The sequence below is a fragment of the Streptomyces sp. NPDC058279 genome (assembly GCF_042881255.1).
Classification (GTDB): Bacteria; Actinomycetota; Actinomycetes; order Streptomycetales; family Streptomycetaceae; genus Streptomyces.
On the sequence record NZ_JBHVYA010000005.1, the window covers coordinates 144,649 to 166,506 of the forward strand.

Consider the following 21,858-nt stretch of genomic DNA (forward strand, 5'->3'; position numbering starts at 1 on the left):
CCGGCCCCGGTGGGCACGCCCCGGCGCGGCTCGCGGCCCGGGCGTGGCCCCCGGCCGGGAGGGCCCCCGGCCGCTAGGGTGGACCGTCCGCGACCCGACCCACCGGGGGACCGATGAAGATCCTCATCTCCGCCGACATGGAAGGCGCCACCGGCGTCACCTGGCCCGCCGACGTACTGCCCGGCACCCCGCAGTGGGAACGCTGCCGGTCCCTGTTCACCTCCGACGTGAACGCGGCCGTCCTCGGCTTCTTCGACGGCGGCGCCGACGAGGTCCTCGTCAACGAGGCGCACTGGACCATGCGCAACCTGCTGCTGGAGCGGCTCGACGAGCGCGCCGAGATGCTCACCGGCCGGCACAAGTCCCTCTCCATGGTCGAGGGCGTCCAACACGGCGACGTCGACGGCATCGCCTTCGTCGGCTACCACACCGGCGCCGGCGCCGAGGGCGTACTCGCCCACACCTACCTCGCCAACAGCATCACCGGCGTCTGGCTCAACGGGGTCCCCGCGAGCGAGGGCCGGCTGAACGCCCACGTCGTCGCCGAGTACGGCGTCCCCGTCATCCTGGTCACCGGAGACGACCTGACCTGCGCCGACGCCTCCGGTTACGCGCCCGGCGCGGAGAGCGTCGCCGTCAAGGACCACGTCTCGCGCTACGCGGCGGTATGCCGCACCCCCGCCCGTACCGCCGCCGACATCCGCACCGCCGCCAAGCGGGCGACCCGGCTGGCGGTCCGCCACGAACCGCACGCGCGCGGGCCCTTCACCGTCGAGGTGGAGTTCGACGCCGAGCACCTGCCGGCCGCCGCGACGGTGATCCCCGGTGTCGCCCGTTCGGGCGAGCGCCGGATCGCGTACACCAGCGAGACCATGTTCGAGGGCATCCGTACCTTCAAGGCGGTCACGACGGTCGTCTCGGCTGCCGTGGAGGAGCAGTATGGCTGACATGCAGCCCATGCGTTCGACCGACGGCCCCGCGGACGGGACCGTGGCCACCGACGGCGCCATGGACCGGACGGCGCTCGACGAAGCGGTCGCGTTCACCTCCGGCCTCATCCGCATCGACACCACCAACCGCGGCGCCGGCGACTGCCGGGAACGACCCGCCGCCGAGTACGTCGCCGAGCGGCTCGCCGCCACCGGTCTGGAACCGGTCCTGCTGGAACGGACCCCGGGACGCACCAACGTGGTCGCCCGGATCGAGGGCAGTGACCCGTCCGCCGACGCCCTCCTCGTCCACGGCCACCTCGACGTGGTCCCGGCCGAGGCCGCGGACTGGAGCGTGGACCCCTTCTCGGGCGAGGTCCGCGACGGCGTGGTCTGGGGCCGCGGAGCGGTCGACATGAAGAACATGGACGCGATGGTGCTGGCCGTCGTCCGGGCCTGGGCGCGGGCCGGTACCAAGCCCCGCCGGGACATCGTGCTCGCCTTCACCGCCGACGAGGAGGACAGCGCGGTCGACGGATCGGGATTCCTCGCCGACCACCACCCCCACCTGTTCGCGGGCTGTACCGAGGGCATCAGCGAATCCGGCGCCTTCACCCTGCACACCGGCCCGGGTCGGCCCCTCTACCCGATCGCCGCCGGGGAACGCGGTACCGCTTGGCTGAAGCTGACGGCGCACGGCACCGCCGGCCACGGCTCCAAGCCCAACCGCGCCAACGCCGTCACCCGCCTCGCCGCGGCCGTCGCGCGGATCGGCGCCCACGAGTGGCCCGTCCGGCTGACCGACACCGTCGCCGCCTGCCTGACCGAACTCGCCGCGGTCCAGGGGCTGTCCGTCAACCCGCGCGCACGCGACACAGACCTCGACGCACTCCTCGGCAAGCTCGGGCCGGCCGCCGGACTGGTCGAGGCCACGCTCCGCAACAGTGCCAACCCGACCATGTTCACCGCCGGTTACAAATTGAACGTCATCCCGGAGCACGCCACCGCCTACGTCGACGGGCGGATGTTGCCCGGGGGCGAGGACGAGTTCATCGCCACCCTCGACGAACTCACCGGACCCGACGTGCGCTGGGAGTTCCACCACCGGGAAGTGTCACTCGAAGCCCCCGTCACCGGACGGACCTTCGGCATCCTGCGCGAGAGCGTCGAGCACTTCGATCCCGAAGGGCACGTGGTGCCGTTCTGCATGGCGGGCGGCACCGACGCCAAGCAGTTCTCCCGGCTCGGCATCACCGGCTACGGCTTCTCCCCGCTCAAGCTGCCGCCCGGCTACGACTACTGGTCCCTCTTCCACGGCGTGGACGAGCGGGTACCCGTGGACGCCCTGCACTTCGGGGTCCGGGTGCTCGACCGCGCGCTGCGCGCCCTGTGACGGGGGCCGGGCGATGACGGCACCGGCAGCCGGGTCCTACGGGAGTTGGCCCTCGCCCATCGACGCCGCGTTGGCCGCCTCGCTCGACGGGCGGCCCGAGTACGTGGGCACGGTCGGCCCCGAGGTGTGGTGGACCGAGCCCCGACCGGCCGAGGGAGGCCGCCGCACCCTGGTCCGCAGGCCCGCCGACGGGGGCCCCGAGCGGTCGGTGCTGGACGCCCCCTGGAACGTCCGCAGCCGGTTCACCGAGTACGGGGGCCGCCCCTGGGCCGGTACCGCCCGCGCCGCCGGCGGGCCGCTGGTGGTGTTCGTCCACCACGCAGACCAGCGGCTGTACGCGTACGAGCCCGACGCGCCCGGCGGGCCGCCGCCCCGGCCGCTCACCCCGTCCTCGGCGGTGGGCGGCGGGTTGCGCTGGGCCGACCCGGTGCTGCGCGGCGGCGAAGTGTGGTGCGTACTGGAGGAGTTCACCGGCCCCGCGCCCACCGACGTGCGCCGCGTGGTGGCGGCCGTGCCGTTGGACGGATCGGCCGCCGAGGACCGGTCCCGGGTGCGCGAACTGACCGACGACCGGCACCGGTTCACCACCGGACCCCGGATCTCCCCGGACGGGCGGTTCGCGGCCCGGCTGGTGTGGGACCACCCCCGGATGCCCTGGGACGGCACGGAACTGCTGCTGGCCGAGATCACCGAAGCGGAGGTCGCCGAAGCGGAGGTCACCGGGGCCGAGGTCACCGGGGCCGACGTGCTCGGCGAGCCCCGCACCGTGCTCGGCGGACCTGACGAGGCCGTGGCCCAGGTGGAGTGGGCCGCCGACGGGACGCTCCTCGCGGTGAGCGACCGCGGCGGCTGGTGGAACCCGTACCGCGTCGACCCGGACACCGGCGAGGTCGTCAACCTGTGCCCGCGCGAGGAGGAGTTCGGCGGCCCACTGTGGAAGCCCGGCCTGTCCTGGCTCGCCCCGCTGCCGGACCGGCTGATCGCCGTCCTGCACGGCCGGGGCTCCTCGGTGCTCGGCGTGCTCGACCCCGACACCGCTGACCTGGTCGACGCGGCCGGGCCGTGGACCGCCTGGCAACCCACCCTCGCCGTCCACGACACGCGGGTCTACGGGGTCGCCGCCAGCCCGCGCAGCGGCTACGAGGTGGTCGAGCTGGACACCGCCTCCGGCCACGCCCGGGTCATCGGAGCCCGGGCCGCCGCCCCCGTGGACCCCGCGTACTTCCCCGAACCGCAGAGCCGGACCTTCCTCGGCCCGGGCGGCCGGGAGATCCACGCCCACGTCTACCCGCCGCACCACCCCGACCGGCCGGCGCCCGCCGACGAGCTGCCCCCGTACGTGGTCTGGGCGCACGGTGGCCCGACCGATCACGTGCCGCCCGTACTGGACCTGCACATCGCCTACTTCACCTCGCGGGGCATCGGCGTCGTCGAGGTCAACTACGGTGGCTCCTCCGGCTACGGCCGCGCCTACCGCGAGCGGCTGCGCGAGCAGTGGGGCGTGGTCGACGTGGAGGACTGCGCGGCCGTGGCCCGGGCCCTGGCCGCCGAAGGCACCGCCGATCCGGACCGGCTCGCGATCCGCGGCGCCAGCGCCGGCGGCTGGACGGCGGCGGCCTCCCTGGCCGCGACCGACCTGTACGCCTGCGCGGCGATCAGCTACCCCGTGCTGGACCTGACGGGCTTCGCGGCCGAGACCCATGACCTGGAGTCCCACTACGTCGACGGCCTGGCCGGGCCGCCGCAGGTCCTGGCGGTGCGCTGCCGCGAACGCTCCCCGGTGGCCCGCGCCGACCGGGTCACCGCCCCCTTCCTGCTGCTGCAGGGCCGCGACGACCCGGTCTGCCCGCCGGCCCAGGCCGAGCGCTTCCTGGCCGCGCTGCGGGGCCGCTCGGTGCCGCACGCGTACCTCACCTTCGCGGGCGAGGGCCACGGCTTCCGGCGCGCGGACACCATGGTCCGGGCGCTGGAGGCCGAACTCGCCCTCTACGTCAAGGTGTTCGGCACCGAGCGGACGGACGTACCGGAGCTGACCCTGGAGCCCTGAGGCCGTTCGGGCCGGGTACGGACCCGTCGTCGGACATAGGCTGGAGGGATGGTCGATCTCCATTACCTGCGTGAAGGCCCCCGCGTCGCGATCCGCGGCTACCGTGCCGCCGACGGCCCCGAGTTCACCGCCCGCGCCCGCGAGAGCCGGGACCTGCACCGGCCCTGGCTGTTCCCGCCCGACACGGTCGAGGGCTACGAGTCCTACGCGGCCCGGTTCGACGGTGACCGGGGCGCCGGCTTCCTCGTCTGCGAACGCGCCACCGGCGCACTGGCCGGTTTCGTCAACGTCAACAACATCGTCCGCGGCGCCTTCCAGTGCGGCGCCCTCGGCTACGGGGCGTTCGCCCACGCGGCGGGGCGCGGACTGCTCGGCGAGGCGTTCGGCCTGGTCCTGACCCACGCCTTCGCCCCGGCCGCGGAGGGCGGCCTCGGCCTGCACCGACTGGAGGCCAACATCCAGCCCGGCAACGCCGGCTCCCTCGCGCTCGTACGCCGGCACGGCTTCCGCCGGGAGGGGTTCTCCCCCGACTTCCTCCGCGTCGACGGCGCCTGGCGGGACCACGAGCGCTGGGCGCTGATCGCGCCTTAGGACACCCGTAGGGCATCCGTCGGTCATCCGTGGGCCATCGCTTTGCGCAATCCTGACCGGTGGTGATCCGCGGAACCTCTGTGCACCGGCCGGTACGGCGTGTTCCATTCCTTCATGGCCACCACCGTCCGACGTGCTCCGCTGACCCTCCCCGCCGCCCCGCTCGGCCCCGAGAACCCGCTGCCCGCCCTGCGCGCGCCCGCCGAGGTACACGTACTGGACGAGCGGGCGCGGCAGGGGCTGCCGCGCGAAATGGCCCGCCAGATCGGCTACGAACCGCTGCGATCGCTGCTGCCCGTCCGTGTCCGCGACGGGTACGAACGCACCCGCCGCAAGCGGGACTTCGAAGCGATCGTCATCGAGAACGCCCAGCTGCGGGTCACCGTCCTACCCGAGCTCGGCGGCCGGATCCACTCGCTCGTCCACCTCCCCACCGGGCGCGAACTCCTCTACCGCAACCCGGTGTTCCAGCCCGCGAACTTCGCCCTCAACGGCGCCTGGTTCTCGGGCGGCGTGGAATGGAACATCGGCGCGACCGGGCACACCACCTTGTCCTGCGCCCCGCTGCACGCCGCGCTCGTCCCGGCGCCGGACGGCGGTGTGATGGTCCGGCTGTGGGAGTGGGAGCGGCTGCGCGACCTGCCGTTCCAGGTGGACCTGTGGCTGCCGGGGGACTCGGAGTTCCTCTACGTGGGCGTCCGCGTGCGCAACCCGCACGAGCGGCCCGTCCCCGTCTACTGGTGGTCCAACATCGCCGTCCCCGAGGACCCCGGGACCCGGGTGCTGGCGCCGGCGGACGAGGCGTGGCACTTCGGCTACGAGCGCTCGCTGCGACGGGTTCCGGTCCCGGAGTGGGAGGGCGCGGACCGTACGTACCCGACGCGCGGCGAGCACCCCGCCGACTTCTTCTACGAGGTCCCGGAGGGCGCCCGACCGTGGATCGCCTCCCTCGACGCCGAGGGCCGCGGACTCGTACAGACCTCCACCGCGCGCCTGCGCGGGCGCAAGCTGTTCACGTGGGGATCGGGCGACGGCGGCCGGCGGTGGCAGGAGTGGCTGACCGAACCCGGCACGGGGGGCTACGCCGAGATCCAGGCGGGGCTCGCCCGGACCCAACTGGAGCACGTACGCCTGGAGGCCGGGGCGGAGTTCGACTGGTTGGAGGCGTACGGGCCGCTCGGCGCGGACCCCGCCACCGTGCACGGCCCCGACTGGGCGGCGGCGCGCGGCGCGGCCTCGGCGGCGCTGGACGCGGCGCTGCCCGCCGAGCGGGTGGCGCAGGCGTACACGGCGTGGCGCGCGGCGGCCGACGAGGCGCCGGGGGAGCGGTTGGCGACGGGCTCCGGGTGGGGCGCGCTGGAGGTGCTCTGCGGGGGCTTCAAGCTGCCCGGCACCCCGTTCCCGGAGTCGACGCTCGGCGAGGCCCAGACGCCCTGGCTGGAACTGTGGCGGACCGGGGTCTTCCCCGCGCCCCGCCGGGTGGCGCCGCCGGGTGACACCCTGGTGGCCCCGCACTGGCGGGACATGCTGGAGACGGCCCCCGCCGACCCGCTGACCGAGTACCACCTGGGCGTCGCCCAGTGGCACGCCGGCGACACGGCCCAGGCCGTACGCAGTTGGGAGCGCGGCCTGGCGCTGGCGCCCTCGCGGTGGCCGTTGCTGAGGTGCCTGGCGGTGGCCGACGCGCTGGCCGGTGACCCCGAACGGGCCGCGGACCGCTACGCGGAGGCGTTCGAGGACCTGGCGTTGGAGAGCCGGGGCGGCGAACCGTGGCTCGCGGCGGAATCCGCGCTGGGACGGGAGGCGCTGACGGCCCTGCTGGCGGCCGGCCGGCTCGCGGCGGCGCGCTCCGTCTGGGACCGGCTGCGGCCCACGCTGCGCGAGCACGGCCGCTTCCGGTTGCTCGCGGCGCGGCTGTTGTCGGCGGAGGGCCACCTCGGCGCGGCCCGGCGGGTCTTCGAGGACGGCTTCGAAGTACCGGACCTGCGCGAGGGCGAGGAGACCCTGGAGCACATCTGGTCCACCCTCACGGACCGCCCCCTCCCGCCGGCCTACGACTTCCGGATGCGCCCCAAGACGCCCTGAGTGTTCCCCTGGTCGTCCTCCTGACCGTCCCCCTGGCCGTCCCCGGACCCGGGTGTCCCGGCCCGCTTCAGGCGCGGGCCAGGATCTCGCCGTTGAGGACCGAGAACCACGCGTCGGGAGCCGCGCCCCAGCTCCGCCACGCCTCGGCGATCGCGCTCAGGGCGGCCGGCGTGGCATGGCCGCCGGAGGTCGCGATCGACGCGTACGCCGAGGCCGTCGTGCGGTCCGCCCACAGGGAGGACCACCAGGAGACCTCCTCCGGGGTGGCGAAGCACCAGGCGGTCGCCGAGGCCGCCACCTCGGTGAACCCGGCCGCCCGGGCCCACGACAGCAGCCGCCGCCCCGCGTCCGGTTCGCCGCCGTTGGCCCGCGCGACCCGGCGGTACAGGCTCTGCCACTCCTCCAGCCCCGGCGTCGCCGGGTACCACGTCATCGCCGCGTAGTCCGCGTCCCGCGCCGCCACGATCCCGCCGGGTCGGCACACCCGCCGCATCTCGCGCAGGGCCCGCACCGGGTCCCCGACGTGTTGCAGCACCTGGTGGGCGTGGACCACGTCGAAGGAGTCGTCCGGGAAGTCCAGCGCGTGCACGTCCGCCGTGGCGAACTCCACGGGGGCGCCGGGCGCGCGCTCGGCCACGTACGCGCGGGCCTGTTCCAGCACGTCGGCCGCCGCGTCGACCGCCGTGACCCGGCCGCCCGGTGCCACCAGCGCCGCCAGGTCCGCGGTGATGGTGCCGGGGCCGCAGCCCACGTCCAGGACCGACATGCCCGGTCGCAGCTCGCCGATCAGGTAGGCGGCCGAGTTCTCGGCGGTGCGCCAGCGGTGCGACCGCAGGACCGACTCGTGGTGGCCGTGCGTGTAGACGGCGGTCTCCTTCATGGCGGTGACTCCTCCTCGTCGAAGCGTGTGATCACCGTAAAGGGTCGGCTCGACATTTGAGATATCCGTTTTGACATGTGGACACGATGCTTCTCCAGCAAGGGTTTCGTCCCGGTCGGTGGCAGCCCGAGTCGGGTGCGAGGACAGTGGCCCCTGGGGGACCGAGCACGCCGGAGGGCGGTGGGACCCATGCCTGACACGCTGCTTCGACAGCACGCCGCGGCGCTGCGGTTGTTCGGCGAGCGGGTGCGCGTCGTCACGGACGAGCAGTGGGGCGCCCCGACGCCGTGCACCGAGTGGACCGTGCGGGACCTGGTCAACCACGTCACCGGCGAGCAGCTGTGGGTGCCGCCGCTGGTCACCGAGGGTCGTACGGTCGAGGATGTCGGCGACGCGCTCTCCGGCGACCTGCTCGGTGACGACCCGGTCGTCGCCTGGGACCGGGCGTCCGTCGCCGCCCACTCCGCCTTCGCCGCGCCGGGGGCGCTCGACAAGACGGTGAAGCTCTCGTACGGACCCGCACGCGGTTCCGCGTACTGCTCGGAACTGACCGCCGACTGCGTCGTCCACGCCTGGGACCTCTCTCGGGCCATCGGGGCCGACGACCGGATGCCGGACGACCTCGTCGAGTTCTCCCTCAAGGAAGTCATGCCGTACGCCGACGCGCTCGCCCCGTCCGGGATGTACGCGGAGCCGCTGGAGGTGCCGCCCGGCGCGGACGCGCAGACCCGGCTGCTGGCGCTGCTCGGCAGGCGGGCATAGCGGTGGGCATGGCGCACCCGGGCGGGCGATAGCGGGTAAACAACCGTATAAAGGGCATGATCCGGCGGAGAGGCCGGCCCGGGGCACGGATCGACGGAACGCGGATCGACGGAACGACGGAAGGCGGCGGCGCGATGTCGGCGACGGTGGGGCCGGGGCGGACCACGGCGGAGGAGCGCGGCACCGTCCGCTACGGCCCGCCCGCCCCGCAACCCGGCCTGCCCGTCCTGCCCGAACTCACCGCCGTCCTCGCCCGGGCCGCCGGACGCGCCGCCCCCGAGCCCCCCGGCGGCGGGCAGCAGCTCCGCGAGGCCGCCTGCGGGTTCTGGGCCCGGCGCGGGCTGCCCACCCGGCCGGAGAACGTGGCAGCGGGCCCCGGCGCCCCGGGCCTGCTGCTCGCGCTGCTCGGCGCCTACGGGGGCGACGTGCTGCTGCCCCGGCCCTGTCCCGCCTGGTGGACGCCCCAGGTCCGGCTGCTGGGACGGCGGGCCTACCACGTCCCGACACCCGCGGAGTGCGGGGGCGTGCCGGACCCGTACGCCTTGCTGGAGACCGTCCGGCGGGTGCGCGCCGAAGGCGGTGACCCGCGCGTCCTGTTGTTGTCCGTCGCCGACGACCCGACCGCGACCGTGCCCCCGCCCGAGATGCTGCGCGAGGCGTGCGAGGCCGCCGAATCCGCCGGTCTCTTCGTGGTGAGCGACGAGAGTTGGCGCGACACCGTGCACCGCCCGCACGAGACGCTGGTGCTCAGCCCCGCCGAGATGCTGCCCGACCGGGCCGCCGTACTGGTCGACCTCTCCGGTTCCCTCTTGCCGGCCGGCTGGCCCGCGGCGGTGGTCCGCTTCCCCGACACGGCGCGCGGCGGCGGTCCGCGGGCCCGTACGCTCGACGTCCTCACCGCCACCGGCGCCTTCGTCGCGGGCCCGGTCGCCGGCGCCGCCGCGTACGCGCTCGACGAACCCGACGCCGTCGGCGAACGCGCGTACACCGCCGCCGCCCTGCACGGCGCGGTGGCCGCCGCGGCGCACGCCGAGCTGCTCGCCGCCGGCGCGTTCGCCCGGCCCCCGCAGGCCGGGCGCCACCTCTACGCCGACCTCACCCCGCTGCGCACCGGCCTGGCCCGCCACGGGGTGGGCGACGCCATGGAACTGGAGGACTGGCTCGGCGCCCGCCTGGGGGCGCCCACGCCGGGCGCCCAGCGGTTCGCGGACTCGCCCGACGCGCTGCGCGTACGCCTGTCGACGGGACCCCTGTTGGGGGCGGGCCCCCGGGAGCGGATCGCCTCCCTCACCGCCCGGGAGCCCCTGCAACTACCGCACGTACGGGCCTCGCTGGACCGGCTCCGATCGGTGCTGGCGGCCCTGGCCGACTGAACCGGGACGAGCGGCGTACGGGCCTTCGCCCGCCTCGCCCGCGAAGGCGCCCTCCGGCCCGGCGCCGAGGGCTCCCGCGCCATGTCCAGCCCACGGGCCGGCCCGCGCCTCCCTCAGGGCGAGGGGCGCAGCCGCCGCCACAGCGTCGGGGCCGCGCTGATCAGCAGGGTCACGCCCACCGCCACGGCCACCCCCTTCCAGGGCTGCGAGAACAGCGACCCGCCCACGATGCCGATCAGCCCGTACGTGGCCGCCCACGCCAGGCACGCCGGGGCGTCGCCCCGGGCGAACCGCCGCAGCGGCAACCCGGCCAGCAGGCACGCCAGCATCACCGGTATCCGCCCGGCCGGGACCAGCCGCGAGACCACCAGGACCGACACCCCGTGGTCGTCGAGCCCGAGCAGCGCCCGCTCCAGCCGCTCCGGAGCGGCCCGGCCCCGCAGCCGCTCCAGCCACCGCGAGCCGCCCCGCGAGCGCACTCCGCTGCGCCCGAGCCAGTACAGCGCGAGGTCCCCGAGGAACGCCGCGAGCGAGGACACCCCGAACACCAGCGCCAACCCGAGCGCCATGGAGGGTCGGTGGAAGGCCACCACCGCGGCCGAGCTCACCAGCGCACCCGTCGGGATCACCGGAACCAGCGCGCCCAGAGCGACCAGCACGAACAACGCCGGGTAGCCGACGGCCTGCCCCGCCCCCTCCGTCGCCGCCGGCCACAACGTCACGGCAGCCGCGCCCGTTCGCCGTGCGCGAGGGCCCGTACCGTCACCTTCGGGGCCAGCCGGGCCGCGAGACGGACGAACTCCTCGCCCGGGGCGTGGAATTCGTGCGGCCGGACCGCGTCCATCCCGATCGGCCAGTACGTCCCGTAATGCACCGGAACCGCCGCCGCCGGAGCCAGCTCCGCGAGCGCGCGCGCCGCACGGCCCGCGTCCAGGTGCCCCGGCCCGAGGTACGGCCCCCAGCCGCCGACCGGCAGCAACGCCACGTCCACCGGCCCCACCTCCTCGGCCATCGTGTCGAACAGGCCGGTGTCGCCCGCGAAGTACGTCCGCGCCGAGCCCCGCACCACGTACCCGAGCGCGGGAGCCCGGTGCGGGCCGAACGGCAGCCGCCGTCCGTCGTGCCGCGCGCTGACCGCCCGTACGCGCAGCCCCCCGCGTACGGTGACCTCCTCGCCCGGCGCCACCTCCGTCAACGCCAGCCCGCCCGCGGCCGCCACGCGCGCCAACCCCGGCACCGCACCCACCGCCCCGCGCGGCACCAACAACCCGGTACCCGGCGCGAGCCGGGCCAGCGACGGCAGGTGCAGGTGGTCAGCGTGCAGGTGCGACACCAGCACCACGTCCGCGTCGGCCGCCTCCGGGGGCGGCGCCGCCCCGCGCCGCCGCCGCAGGTGCGCGAGCCGGCGCGCGAACAGCGGGTCCGTCAGCACCCGTACGCCGGAGTCCTCCACCGTGCAGGTGGCATGCCCCCACCAGGTGATCTCCACCGCCACGCGGATCTCCCTCCTCGTCCCCCCGAGGGTAGGCCGAAGCGCGCACAACCGTGACCGATCGCCCCCTCCTCCCGGGCCGGGGATCGGAGTAGGGTCTCGCGCCATGGATGCGCTGCGCGTGGCCGCGATCGCCAGCCTGGCCCCGCTCGAGGAACTCGACGCCGACCCCTTCGCCGTGGACAGCCGCGGCCAGCACGCCATGTGCGCGCGCTGGGCCGCCGAACACGGGTACGTCGTCACCCGACACCTGCTGTTCTACGGCCTGCGCACCGACCACTGCGGGCTCTGGCGCGACATCGACGCCGGACAGGTCGACCTGTTCGTCACCGCCAACCGGCGGGTCCTGGCCCGGGCGTTGCGCTCCGTCGAGGAGTTCACCGCCGAATGCGAGCGGCGCGGCGTACGGCTGGAGACCGCGGGGCAGGACGAACCCGCCTACACCTCCGCCATGAAGGCCGAGGTGCACCGCAGGCTCTCCATGCCGACCGCCGGTTACGACGGCACGTAGACCGTTCCTCCCGGCCGCCCCCGCCGCACGCCCCTCCCGAACGAGCCGACCCGTGCGACGCTGGCAGGGGAGACCGGGAACGGGGGTACGGCGTGGGGCGACGGCGGTGGTGGCGCACGGCGGCCGGTGCGCTGGTACGGGTGATCCTCGTGTGGGCGGTGTCGACGCTCACCATGCTGCTGCTCGCGGGCATCCTGCCGGACTTCCGCCTCCAGGCCGAAGGGCCCGGCGGGGACAGCCTGACCCGGATCGGCCTGACCGCCGCCTGGGGCGCCGGTGCCTTCGGCCTGCTGAGCGCGCTGGTGTGGCCGTTGCTGGTCCGGGCCCTGCTGCTGGTGCCCGCGCTGGTCCTGGGCCTGCTCGTCTTCTTCCTCAACGGTTCGCTGCTGCTGATCGCGATCGGCCTGATCCCCGACGGCCACGGCGAGGTGGCCCCCGAGACGGCGGTCGTCGTCGCGGCGGCGATGTCCGCCGTGGCGTCGGCGACGTCCACCGCGCTCGCCGTACGCGACGACGAGGCGTACCGCCGCAGGCTCTACCGGCTCGCCGACCGGCGTCGCAGGCGCGGTCGCGGAACCCGGCCGGGCGGCCCGGGCCGGGCGGCGCCCGGCCTGGTCTTCCTGCAACTGGACGGGGTCGGGCACGGGGAACTGCACCGCGCGCTGGACCGCGGCCTGATGCCGACGGTGGCCGGCCTGTCGGCGCGGGGCCACCGCGTCATGCCCTGGCGCACGGACTGGTCCAGCCAGACCGGCGCCGGCCAGCTCGGCATCCTGCACGGCTCGACCTTCGACGTGCCGGCCTTCCGCTGGTACGAGAAGGACACCGGCGAGGTGATGGTCTGCAACCGCCCGGCCTGCGCCGCCGAACTCCAGCGGCGCGCCATCGCCCGCACCGCCGACGGCGGCCTGCTCACCCTCGACGGGGCCAGCCGGGGCAACCTGTTCAGCGGAGGCGCCGACCAGCTCGCGCTGGTCCTGTCCCTCTCCGCCCGGCGCGGGCGCGCCAACCGGTCCCGCGCGGGCTACTTCGCGTACTTCTCGGACCCCGCCAACGCCGTCCGCACCGCCGTCTCCTTCGTCGCCGAGGTGGTGCGGGAGATCGGCCAGTCGCTGCGGGACCGGGTGCGCCGGCGGCACCCCCGCATCGGCCGAGGCGGTCTGTACCCGCTGATCCGGGCCTTCGCGACCGTCGTCGAACGGGACGTGGTCGTGGCGGCGGTGATCGGGGACATGCTCGCCGGCCGCGCCGCCGTCTACGCGGACCTGGTGGCCTACGACGAGGTCGCGCACCACTCCGGACCGCACGGCCGGGACACCGACCGGGTGCTGGCGCGCCTCGACCGCGGCCTCGCGCTGATCACCCGGGTCGCCGAGCACGCCCCGCGCTCCTACCGCGTCGTGTTGCTCTCGGACCACGGCCAGAGCCCGGGGGAGACCTTCCTCGGCCGGTACGGGCTCACCTTGAAGGACCTGGTCCGGGCGGGCTGCGGGCTGCCGGTCTCCCGCCGCGCCGGTCACACCCGCAGCGGCGCCGAGGCCCGGGCGGCGGTGCTCGCCGCGCTCCGCCGGCCGGTGGAGGAGGGGGACGAGGCGCACCCGGTGACCGGTTCCGACCCGGTGGTCCTGGCGTCGGGCAACCTCGGGCTGATCTCCTTCCCCGACGTGCCGGGGCGGGCCGGCCGGGCCTGGATCGAGCGCGCCCACCCGGCCCTGCTGCCGACCCTGGCCAACCACCCGGGCGTCGGCTTCCTCCTGGTGGACGGGGAGGTGCTGGGCCCGGGCGGCGCGGTGGCCCGGCTCGACCGGCCCGGCGAGGCGGAGGCGCTGCTGGCGGACTTCGGCCCCGGCGCGGCGGAGGCCGTCCGCCGGACGGACTCCTTCCCGCACGTGGCCGACATCATGGTCAACTCGGCCTACGACCCGGGGACGGGGGAGGTACACGCCTTCGAGGAGCAGATCGGTTCGCACGGCGGTCTCGGCGGCGAGCAGGGGCGTCCGTTCCTGATGTGGCCGCCGGAGCTGTCCGATCCGGGACCCGAACCGGTGGGCGCCGAGGCCGTGCACCGCGTCCTGCGGCGCTGGCTGCGGGAAGCGGACGGACCACAGGTGCCCGTGGAGGGCGCGGCACCGGTGTCGGCGGCGGTCGACGCGCTCACGGAGGATTCGCGGCCGGCGGCCACCCCGAGCGGAATCCTTCCGTCCGCAGGGGTGCCCGTGCAGGACGAAACCCGCTGATTTGGTACGGCTTTCGGTGTGCACGACGATATGCCGACCCGTCCGGCATATGAGACACCTGAGGCGCACCACCCGTGAGCACCACCCTGCACGCCCCGGATACCGCCCCGGCCGCCAACCGCCCGGCCGCCACCCCGGCCGACGGCGCGGCCGGCCCGCACGCCCGCCGATTCGGTCTGCCGATCGCGACCTGCCTGGTCATGGGCAACATCATCGGCGGCGGCATCTTCCTGCTGCCCGCCTCGGTGGCCCCGTTCGGCAGTATCAGCCTGGTCGCCTTCGGCGTCCTCACCCTCGGCGCGATCGCCCTCGCCCTCGTCTTCGGCCGCCTCGCCGAGCGGCTCCCGCAGACCGGCGGCCCGTACGTCTACGCCCGCGCCGCCTTCGGCGACTTCGCCGGGTTCCTCGCCGCCTGGAGCTACTGGATCACCACCTGGGTATCCAACGCGGCCCTCGCGGTGGCCGCCGTCGGCTACCTCCGCGTGCTCTTCCCGGCGCTCGGCGCGCACACGTGGTCGATGTGCCTGGGCGCCCTCGCCGTCCAGTGGCTGCCGGCGCTCGCCAACCTGGCCGGCACCCGGTACGTGGGCGCCGTCCAACTCGTCTCCACCGTACTGAAGTTCGCACCGCTCCTGCTGGTGGCCGTCGGCGGCCTGTTCGCCTTCGACCCGGCGAACCTCGGACCGTTCCAGGCGACCGGGCAGAGCCCCGTCGGCGCGGTCTCCGCCTCCGCCGCGATCCTGCTGTTCAGCTACCTCGGCGTCGAGTCCGCCGCCGTCAGCGCCGGTGAGGTCCGCGACCCCGCCCGCAACGTCGGCCGGGCCACCGTCCTCGGCACCGCGGGCGCCGCCGTCGTCTACCTGCTCGGCACCCTCGCCGTCTTCGGGCTGGTCGCGCACGACAAGCTCGTCGCCTCCCAAGCACCGTTCTCCGACGCCGTCGACGCCATGTTCGGCGGCACCTGGGGCGGCACCGTCGTCGCCTGCGCCGCGGTGGTCTCGATGGTCGGCGCCCTCAACGGCTGGACCCTGCTCAGCGCGCAGACCCCGTACGCCGCCGCCCGTGACGGACTCTTCCCCAAGGTCTTCGAGACCAGGCGGCGCGGGGTGCCGGTGGCCGGCGTCCTGGTGACGTCCGTCCTGGCCTCCGCGCTGACCGTCTACAACTACACCGCCGGCGGCGACGGGGTCTTCGAGGTGCTGGTGCTGGTCACCACCTTCACGGCGACCGTCCCCTACCTGCTGTCCACCGCCGCCCAGATCCACTTCCTGGCCTCCGGGCAGCGCTCCCGGGTCCGGCGCGGTCGGCTGGTCCGCGACGCCGCCCTGGCCTGCCTCGCCTTCGCCTTCTCCCTGTGGCTGCTGGCGGGCGCCGGGTACGCGGCCGTCTACCAGGGCGTCCTGTTCCTCTTCGCGGGTGTCCTCTGCCACGCCGTGTTGGCCGCGCGACGGTCCCGGCGGTCGACGTCGTGACACGAAGAACCGGCCCGGCCCCCGTACACGACGGTACGGGGGCCGGGCCGGTTCCGATTTGGGGCCCGCTCAGTCCAGGTAGTCGCGCAGCACCTGGGAACGCGACGGGTGGCGCAGCTTCGACATGGTCTTGGACTCGATCTGGCGGATGCGCTCACGGGTGACCCCGTACACGCGGCCGATCTCGTCCAGCGTCTTCGGCTGGCCGTCGTTGAGGCCGTACCGCATGGAGACGACGCCCGCCTCACGCTCGGAGAGGGTGCCCAGGATCGACTGGAGCTGCTCCTGGAGGAAGGTGAAGGACACCGCGTCGGCCGGGACCACGGCCTCGGAGTCCTCGATGAGGTCACCGAACTCGCTGTCGCCCTCCTCACCCAGCGGGGTGTGCAGGGAGATCGGCTCGCGACCGTACTTCTGGACCTCGATGACCTTCTCCGGGGTCATGTCGAGTTCCTTGCCCAGCTCCTCCGGAGTGGGCTCCCGGCCGAGGTCCTGGAGCATCTGGCGCTGGACCCGGGCCAGCTTGTTGATGATCTCGACCATGTGCACGGGGATGCGGATGGTGCGCGACTGGTCGGCCATGGCGCGGGTGATCGCCTGCCGGATCCACCAGGTCGCGTAGGTGGAGAACTTGAAGCCCTTGGTGTAGTCGAACTTCTCCACGGCGCGGATCAGACCGACGTTGCCCTCCTGGATCAGGTCCAGGAACAGCATGCCGCGACCGGTGTAGCGCTTGGCGAGCGAAACCACGAGACGGAGGTTGGCCTCCAGCAGGTGGTTCTTGGCGCGGCGGCCGTCCTCGACGAGGATCTCCAGCTCGCGCTTGAACGCCGGCTTGTGGTCGTCCTCCTCTTCGAGCTTGTACTCGGAGAACAGGCCCGCCTCGATGCGCTTGGCGAGCTCGACCTCCTGCTCGGCGTTGAGGAGCGGCACCTTGCCGATCAGCTTGAGGTAGTCCTTGACCGGGTCGGCGGTCGCGCCGGCCACCATGACCGTCTGCGCCGGCGCGTCGTCCTCGTCGTCGTCGGACAGGACGAAGCCCTGGGTGCCGCCGGCCTTGGGGGTCTCTTCCTCGGCCTCGTCGGCGAGGTCCTCGACCGCCCAGTCCTCACCCTCGACGGCCGGGGTCTCGGCCTCGTCGGAGTCCTTGGCGCCGGTCTTCTTCGCCGCGGCCGTCTTCTTCGTGGCCGTGGCCTTCTTGGCGGCGGTCTTCTTGACCACGCGCTTCTTGGGCTCGGCGGCGGCCTCGGCCGTCACCTCGTCCTCGGCGGCGGTGGCCGGCGAAGCGGATATCGCCGCAGCGGTGGCAGGGGTCGCGGCGGCGGAGACCTTGCGCGCGCCGATGGGGCGCGGCGCGGCCGCCGCCTTCTTGGTCACGGTGCGGGCCGGCGCGGCCGCCGCCTTGCGGGGCTTCTTCACGGCGGCCTTCGTGGCGGGGGCCGCACTGACGTGCAGTGCGACGCCCTCCTCGTCCAGGACCTGGTTCAGGCTGCGCAGGACCCGCTTCCACTGGTCCACCGGGATGCGGCCGGCCTCGAAAGCCTGACGCACATCGTCACCGTTGATGTGACCCTGCTCGCGGCCGCGCTCGACGAGCGCGACGAGGGCCTCCGATTCGGCGATCTCCGGAGGGAACGTACGGGACGGGCTGAGCGACACAAGGAGCCTCTCGTTGCGAACAATTAAGGGGTGGGCGGGACATCATCGCGCGAACTCGGGAAACAGACCCCAGGGGGCTCTGTATTCCGGGCCGCGCGAGGACACCTGTCGGTTCATCGCACGCCCGAGTCGATTCGTTACGCGCTGAATTGAGTGACCTGCGCCACGCTGTGTCCGCGCAACCCGATCCGGCCCCGATCCGTCCGCCCTCCGCCCGCCCCCTCCCGCCCTCCTCAACCCGCTTTGCGGGCCTCGATGAGGAAGCGGGCGGTGTGGGCGACGAACGGGCCTTCACGCTCGATCCGTTCGTGGAGCTCGCGCAGCCGGTCGCGGTAGTGCCCGACCGTGAAGCCCGGCACCATCCAGATCACCTTCCTCAAGAAGTAGATCACGGCTCCGATGTCGTGGAATTCCGTGCGCAGTCGCTCGGAGCGCAGATCGACGATTTCCAGGCCGGCGGCGGTCGCCCCGGCGACGGCGTCGTCGGGGTGCCGGGCGCGCCGCACCTCCTGCGGCTGCGGTCCGAGGAAGAACTCCACGAGCTCGAAGACGCTGGCCGGGCCGACCTGCTGCGAGAGGTAGGTGCCGCCCGGGGTCAGCACGCGGGCGATCTCCTCCCACCACACGGTCACCGGGTGCCGGCTGGCGACGAGCTCGAAGGACTCGTCGCCGAACGGCAGCGGCGGCTCGTCGGCGTCCGCGACCACAACCGCGCCGAGCGGGTGCAGCAGCCGCGTGGCCTTGGCCACATTCGGCGGCCAGGACTCGGTGGCCGCCGTCAGCCGGGGCAGCGGCCCGGCGCCCGCGAGCACCTCCCCGCCGCCGGTCTGGATGTCCAGGGCGGACCGGACGCCGGCCAGTCGCCCGCCCAGCAGCCTCTGGTACCCCCAGGAGGGCCGCTGCTCGGTCGCCCGGCCGTCGAGCCAGGAGAAGTCCCAGCCGTCCACCGAGACGGCATCCGCCTCGGCGACGAGATGGTCGAAAGTGCGTGTCATGTCTGGATCCTCCCAACTCGGGCCCGGGTGATCCACCGGATTTTCACCCGGCCCGCCCCTTGCCCAGTGGGGTCCGCCCGACGGGGTCCGCCCGGCGGGTCGACTAGAGTGGACGACGGGCCGTGACTGGCGTTCGGGTGGATCACCACCGGGGAGCGGCCCGGCGTACTCCCGTACGTCGACTGCCGCGCGCCTGGGCGAACCGCGATCCGCAGCGACGCTCAGGAGACCCCTATGACGACTGCCCAGACCGACACCCCGGACCGTACCGCCCGGCTGATGGACGGCACCGCCCTCGCTCGCCGCATCTCGGAGCAGACCGCCGGGTACGCCGCGAAGCTCACCGAGCGCACCGGCACCGCGCCCTGCCTGGCGACCGTGCTGGTCGGTGAGGACCCGGCGTCCGTCACCTACGTCCGGATGAAGCAGAACCGTTGCGCCAAGGCCGGGATCACCTCCCGCCATGTGGAGCTGCCGGCCGCGACCACCACCGAGGAACTCGTCGCCACGCTCACCGAGCTCTCCGAGGACCCGGAGATCAGCGGCATCCTGCTCCAGCACCCCGTGCCGCACCACATCGACGAGCGCGCCGCCTTCGAGGCCATCGCCCCCGGCAAGGACGTCGACGGCGTCACCATGCACTCCTTCGCCGCCATGGGCTTCGGCCTGCCCGGCTTCGTCTCCTGCACGCCCGGCGGCATCATGCGGCTGCTGGAGGCGTATGACGTGGACCTGACCGGCAAGCACGCCGTGGTCGTCGGCCGCAGCGCGATCCTGGGCAAGCCCGCCGGGATGCTCCTGCTGGAGCGCAACGCCACCGTCACCTACTGTCACTCCCGCACCCGCGACCTGCCGTCGATCGTGCGCCAGGCGGACGTGCTGGTCGCCGCCGTCGGCAAGGCGGAGTTCATCCGGGGCGAGGACATCAAGCCGGGCGCGGTCGTCCTGGACGCCGGCTACAACGAGGGCAACGTCGGTGACGTCCACTTCGAGTCGGCCGTCGCCCGCGCCTCGCTGATCACCCCGGTGCCGGGCGGTGTCGGCCCGATGACCATCGCCGTCCTGCTGGAGCAGACCGTCCGGGCGGCCGCCGCCCAGGCCGGCCTCGACCTCGCGGAGCTCTGAGAGCCGGCGGCCCCACCCGCACGGCATGACCCGGGAGGTAATCGACCCGGGCGGGAGCCGCCCGGCACAGTGGGGTCACCGGGTTCCGGGGCCGCGCACTCGGCTCCGGGGCCCGGCACCGCACCCGTCGCCGCGCCCCGGTCCGGCCGCGCCCCCCCGTCCGCCGCGCCGACGGTTCAGGGGCCCGCCGAGCGCAGGTACTCGGCCGTCGCCGGGTCGGCCGGCAGGAGGGTCTCGACGGCCAGCTCGGCGACGGTCACGTCCAGCGGCGTGTTGAAGGTGGAGACGGACGACACGAAGGACAGGACGCGCCCGTCGTGCTCGATCACCAGCGGCAGCGCGATGTAGGGGACCGCCTCCGCCGGCTCGCCGTCGCCCGTCCGTTCCGCCACCGGGTACGCCGAGACCTCCTCGTACAGCGCGCGCAGCGGCTCCGAGCGACCCAGCGCGATCTGCCGTTCCATCTGCGCCAGCAGGTGCCCGCGCCACTCGCGCAGGTTGCGGATGCGCGGCGCGAGCCCCTCCGGGTGCAGGGTCAGCCGCATCACGTTCAGCGGGGGCTCCAACAGTCGCTCCGGCACCCCCGCCAGCAGCATCGTGACGCCCCGGTTCGCCGCGACCACCCGGTACGTGGCGTCCACCACCAGCGCCGGATACGGCTCGTACCCGGTCAGCAGCCGCTCCAGCCCCTCGCGCAGCACCGCCAGCTCGGGCGCGTCCAGCGGGGTGCACGCGTACCGGGGCGCGAAACCGGCCGCCACCAGCAGGACGTTGCGTTCCCGCACCGGCACGTCGAGGTGCTCCGCCAGCCGCAGCACCATCTCCTCGCTCGGCCGGGACCGGCCGTTCTCCACGAAGCTGATGTGCCGGGACGAGGAATCGGCGCGCCCCGCCAGTTCCAGCTGACTGATCCCGCGCCGCTCCCGCCAGGTACGCAGCAGCGCACCCACACTCGCAGAGGTCATGGCCCGACGTTAACCCATGGGGTACGCCCGCGACCGCGGCGGTGCCGGGGCGGGAGAGGCGCCCGGGGGAGCCGCGCGGCCGGCGGTGGGAAACGGCACGCGCCGTGCGTGGGGCCTTCCCCGGGGCGCCCGGTGTGGGAACCTTGACACCACGTCAGGCACTCGGGCCGACCGGTCGTGAAGGAGCGTGTGGATGTCGGGTGAGCCGCTTTCCCAGAAGGAGATCGAGGACCGGCTGCGGGAACTTCCCGGCTGGGCCTACGAGGACGACCGGATCCAGCGCACCTACCGGCTGGGCAGTCACCTCGCGGCGAGCGCGCTCGTCGCCCACATCGCCGTCGTACAGGACGAGTTGGACCACCACTCGGACCTCACGCTCGGCTACCACTCGGTCCGGGTGTCGATGAACACCCACAGCGCGGGCGACGCGGTCACCGAGACCGACTTCGCCCTCGCCGAACGCCTGGAGGCGCTGGCCCCCGCCCACGGCGCCCGCTGATGCGGGCGGCGGGGCCGGCGCCGCTGGTCGACTACGACGCGGAGGCGGAGGTCTACGACGCCACCCGCGGCGGCGCCTCGCGCGCCGGGGCGGCCGCCACGGCGGTCCTCGGCCTGCTCCCGCCCACCGCCGCCACCCTGGTGGACGTGGGCTGCGGTACCGGCATCGTCACCAGCCGGCTCGTCCGGCCCGGCCTGCGGGTCCTGGGCGCCGACGCCTCGTACGGGATGGCCGCGGCGGCCTCGCGGCGCGGGGTGCCGGTCGTCCTGGCCCGCGCGGACCGGCTGCCCCTCCCGGCCGCCTCTTCGGACGCGGTGAGCGCGGTGTGGCTGCTGCACCTGCTGCGGGAACCGGGCGCGGCGGCGGCCGTGGTCGTCGAGGCCGGGCGGGTGCTGCGCCCCGGCGGGGTCTTCCTGACCACCGTCGACAAGGACGCCGCGCACGACGTGGACAGCGACATCGACGAGGTGTTCGCCCCCCACCTGACCCGCGCCGCGGCGGACGCGGCCGCACGGGTCACCGCGTACGCGGCCGAGGCGGGGCTGCGGCCGTACGGGGACGCCCTGTTCGCGGGCCACGGCCAGGGCCGCACGCCGCGCGGCGCGGCCGAGGCCCTGCTGGCCGGGCGCTACGCCTCCCGGATCAGCCCCCGCGGCAGCACGGCGCGGGAGTTGGCCGACCGGCTGGAGCGGCTGCCCGACCAGGACACCCCGCGCCCGGAGCCCACGTACCGCCTCCAGGGCTTCGTCAGAGGCTTCGCCGCCCGCTGACGACCGGCCGCCGACGCCCGGCGCATCCACCGCCGGGCGTCTCCACCGCCGGGCGCCCCGGGGACGCGGCAGG

Annotated in this window: 19 protein-coding genes and 1 riboswitch; of the genes, 13 read left to right on the forward strand and 6 right to left on the reverse strand. The window is 74.5% G+C overall.

Annotated elements, in window-relative coordinates; all coding sequences use genetic code 11:
- Window positions 1–113 precede the first annotated feature (113 nt).
- The 5 genes from ACFVXJ_RS12535 (at window position 114) to ACFVXJ_RS12555 (ending at window position 7,045) form a co-directional block, all read left to right on the forward strand.
- Window positions 114–947 carry a M55 family metallopeptidase gene (locus ACFVXJ_RS12535; protein ID WP_389661690.1) on the forward strand — a complete coding sequence of 278 codons (834 nt, stop codon included), beginning with the start codon at window positions 114–116 and terminating at the stop codon, window positions 945–947.
- A 10-nt stretch (window positions 948–957) separates the two neighbouring features.
- Window positions 958–2,322, forward strand: coding sequence for a M20/M25/M40 family metallo-hydrolase (locus ACFVXJ_RS12540; RefSeq protein WP_389661906.1), 1,365 nt, complete (start codon window positions 958–960; stop codon window positions 2,320–2,322).
- A 13-nt stretch (window positions 2,323–2,335) separates the two neighbouring features.
- Complete coding sequence (locus ACFVXJ_RS12545) at window positions 2,336–4,369, forward strand: prolyl oligopeptidase family serine peptidase (protein ID WP_389661691.1); 2,034 nt, start codon at window positions 2,336–2,338, stop codon at window positions 4,367–4,369.
- A gap of 48 nt (window positions 4,370–4,417) precedes the next feature.
- Window positions 4,418–4,960, forward strand: a complete 543-nt coding sequence (locus ACFVXJ_RS12550; protein ID WP_389661692.1) for a GNAT family N-acetyltransferase — start codon at window positions 4,418–4,420, stop codon at window positions 4,958–4,960.
- Between the two features lie 114 nt (window positions 4,961–5,074).
- A complete protein-coding gene (locus tag ACFVXJ_RS12555; protein WP_389661693.1) occupies window positions 5,075–7,045 on the forward strand; it encodes a DUF5107 domain-containing protein in 1,971 nt (656 codons plus the stop codon).
- A gap of 67 nt (window positions 7,046–7,112) precedes the next feature.
- Here the strand turns inward: ACFVXJ_RS12555 and ACFVXJ_RS12560 are convergent, their stop codons facing one another.
- Window positions 7,113–7,925, reverse strand: coding sequence for a methyltransferase domain-containing protein (locus tag ACFVXJ_RS12560; protein ID WP_389661694.1), 813 nt, complete (start codon window positions 7,923–7,925; stop codon window positions 7,113–7,115).
- A 189-nt stretch (window positions 7,926–8,114) separates the two neighbouring features.
- On the opposite strand from ACFVXJ_RS12560, the gene ACFVXJ_RS12565 reads away from it, so the two are divergent.
- Both ACFVXJ_RS12565 and ACFVXJ_RS12570 read left to right on the forward strand, forming a co-directional pair.
- Window positions 8,115–8,687 carry a TIGR03086 family metal-binding protein gene (locus ACFVXJ_RS12565; protein ID WP_389661695.1) on the forward strand — a complete coding sequence of 191 codons (573 nt, stop codon included), beginning with the start codon at window positions 8,115–8,117 and terminating at the stop codon, window positions 8,685–8,687.
- 134 nt (window positions 8,688–8,821) lie between these two features.
- Window positions 8,822–10,060, forward strand: a complete 1,239-nt coding sequence (locus tag ACFVXJ_RS12570; protein WP_389661696.1) for an aminotransferase class I/II-fold pyridoxal phosphate-dependent enzyme — start codon at window positions 8,822–8,824, stop codon at window positions 10,058–10,060.
- Between the two features lie 113 nt (window positions 10,061–10,173).
- Here the strand turns inward: ACFVXJ_RS12570 and ACFVXJ_RS12575 are convergent, their stop codons facing one another.
- The gene (locus ACFVXJ_RS12575) at window positions 10,174–10,782 is read right to left on the reverse strand and encodes a DedA family protein (protein ID WP_389661697.1); all 609 of its coding nucleotides are present in this window, start codon (window positions 10,780–10,782) and stop codon (window positions 10,174–10,176) included.
- A complete protein-coding gene (locus tag ACFVXJ_RS12580; protein ID WP_389661698.1) occupies window positions 10,779–11,555 on the reverse strand; it encodes an MBL fold metallo-hydrolase in 777 nt (258 codons plus the stop codon). Before ACFVXJ_RS12580 ends, ACFVXJ_RS12575 begins: the two co-directional genes overlap by 4 nt.
- Before the next feature lie 103 nt (window positions 11,556–11,658).
- Here ACFVXJ_RS12580 and ACFVXJ_RS12585 point away from each other — a divergent pair, with 103 nt between their 5' ends.
- The 3 genes from ACFVXJ_RS12585 to ACFVXJ_RS12595 all read left to right on the forward strand — a co-directional run bounded on the left by ACFVXJ_RS12585 (window position 11,659) and on the right by ACFVXJ_RS12595 (window position 15,772).
- Window positions 11,659–12,063 (forward strand): hypothetical protein, encoded by a 405-nt coding sequence (locus tag ACFVXJ_RS12585; protein ID WP_389661699.1) that lies wholly within the window; start codon window positions 11,659–11,661, stop codon window positions 12,061–12,063.
- Between the two features lie 92 nt (window positions 12,064–12,155).
- The gene (locus ACFVXJ_RS12590; protein WP_389661700.1) at window positions 12,156–14,300 is read left to right on the forward strand and encodes a phage holin family protein; all 2,145 of its coding nucleotides are present in this window, start codon (window positions 12,156–12,158) and stop codon (window positions 14,298–14,300) included.
- A 74-nt stretch (window positions 14,301–14,374) separates the two neighbouring features.
- A complete protein-coding gene (locus ACFVXJ_RS12595) occupies window positions 14,375–15,772 on the forward strand; it encodes an amino acid permease (protein WP_389661701.1) in 1,398 nt (465 codons plus the stop codon).
- A 69-nt stretch (window positions 15,773–15,841) separates the two neighbouring features.
- Here the strand turns inward: ACFVXJ_RS12595 and ACFVXJ_RS12600 are convergent, their stop codons facing one another.
- Window positions 15,842–17,431, reverse strand: coding sequence for an RNA polymerase sigma factor (locus ACFVXJ_RS12600; RefSeq protein WP_361307937.1), 1,590 nt, complete (start codon window positions 17,429–17,431; stop codon window positions 15,842–15,844).
- A gap of 233 nt (window positions 17,432–17,664) precedes the next feature.
- Window positions 17,665–18,426 (reverse strand): methyltransferase domain-containing protein, encoded by a 762-nt coding sequence (locus tag ACFVXJ_RS12605; protein WP_389661702.1) that lies wholly within the window; start codon window positions 18,424–18,426, stop codon window positions 17,665–17,667.
- A gap of 112 nt (window positions 18,427–18,538) precedes the next feature.
- Window positions 18,539–18,632, forward strand: a riboswitch (ZMP/ZTP riboswitch).
- A gap of 28 nt (window positions 18,633–18,660) precedes the next feature.
- On the opposite strand from ACFVXJ_RS12605, the gene ACFVXJ_RS12610 reads away from it, so the two are divergent.
- Window positions 18,661–19,551 carry a bifunctional 5,10-methylenetetrahydrofolate dehydrogenase/5,10-methenyltetrahydrofolate cyclohydrolase gene (locus ACFVXJ_RS12610; protein WP_389661703.1) on the forward strand — a complete coding sequence of 297 codons (891 nt, stop codon included), beginning with the start codon at window positions 18,661–18,663 and terminating at the stop codon, window positions 19,549–19,551.
- 176 nt (window positions 19,552–19,727) lie between these two features.
- On the opposite strand, the gene ACFVXJ_RS12615 is transcribed toward ACFVXJ_RS12610, so the two are convergent.
- Window positions 19,728–20,516 (reverse strand): helix-turn-helix domain-containing protein, encoded by a 789-nt coding sequence (locus ACFVXJ_RS12615; RefSeq protein ID WP_389661704.1) that lies wholly within the window; start codon window positions 20,514–20,516, stop codon window positions 19,728–19,730.
- Window positions 20,517–20,709: 193 nt separating this feature from the next.
- On the opposite strand from ACFVXJ_RS12615, the gene ACFVXJ_RS12620 reads away from it, so the two are divergent.
- Window positions 20,710–21,015 carry a 4a-hydroxytetrahydrobiopterin dehydratase gene (locus tag ACFVXJ_RS12620; protein ID WP_389661705.1) on the forward strand — a complete coding sequence of 102 codons (306 nt, stop codon included), beginning with the start codon at window positions 20,710–20,712 and terminating at the stop codon, window positions 21,013–21,015.
- Window positions 21,015–21,785: a class I SAM-dependent methyltransferase gene (locus tag ACFVXJ_RS12625; protein ID WP_389661706.1), complete on the forward strand. Its 771-nt coding sequence runs from the start codon at window positions 21,015–21,017 to the stop codon at window positions 21,783–21,785. The genes ACFVXJ_RS12620 and ACFVXJ_RS12625 overlap by 1 nt, the downstream gene beginning before the upstream one ends.
- Window positions 21,786–21,858: the final 73 nt, after the last annotated feature.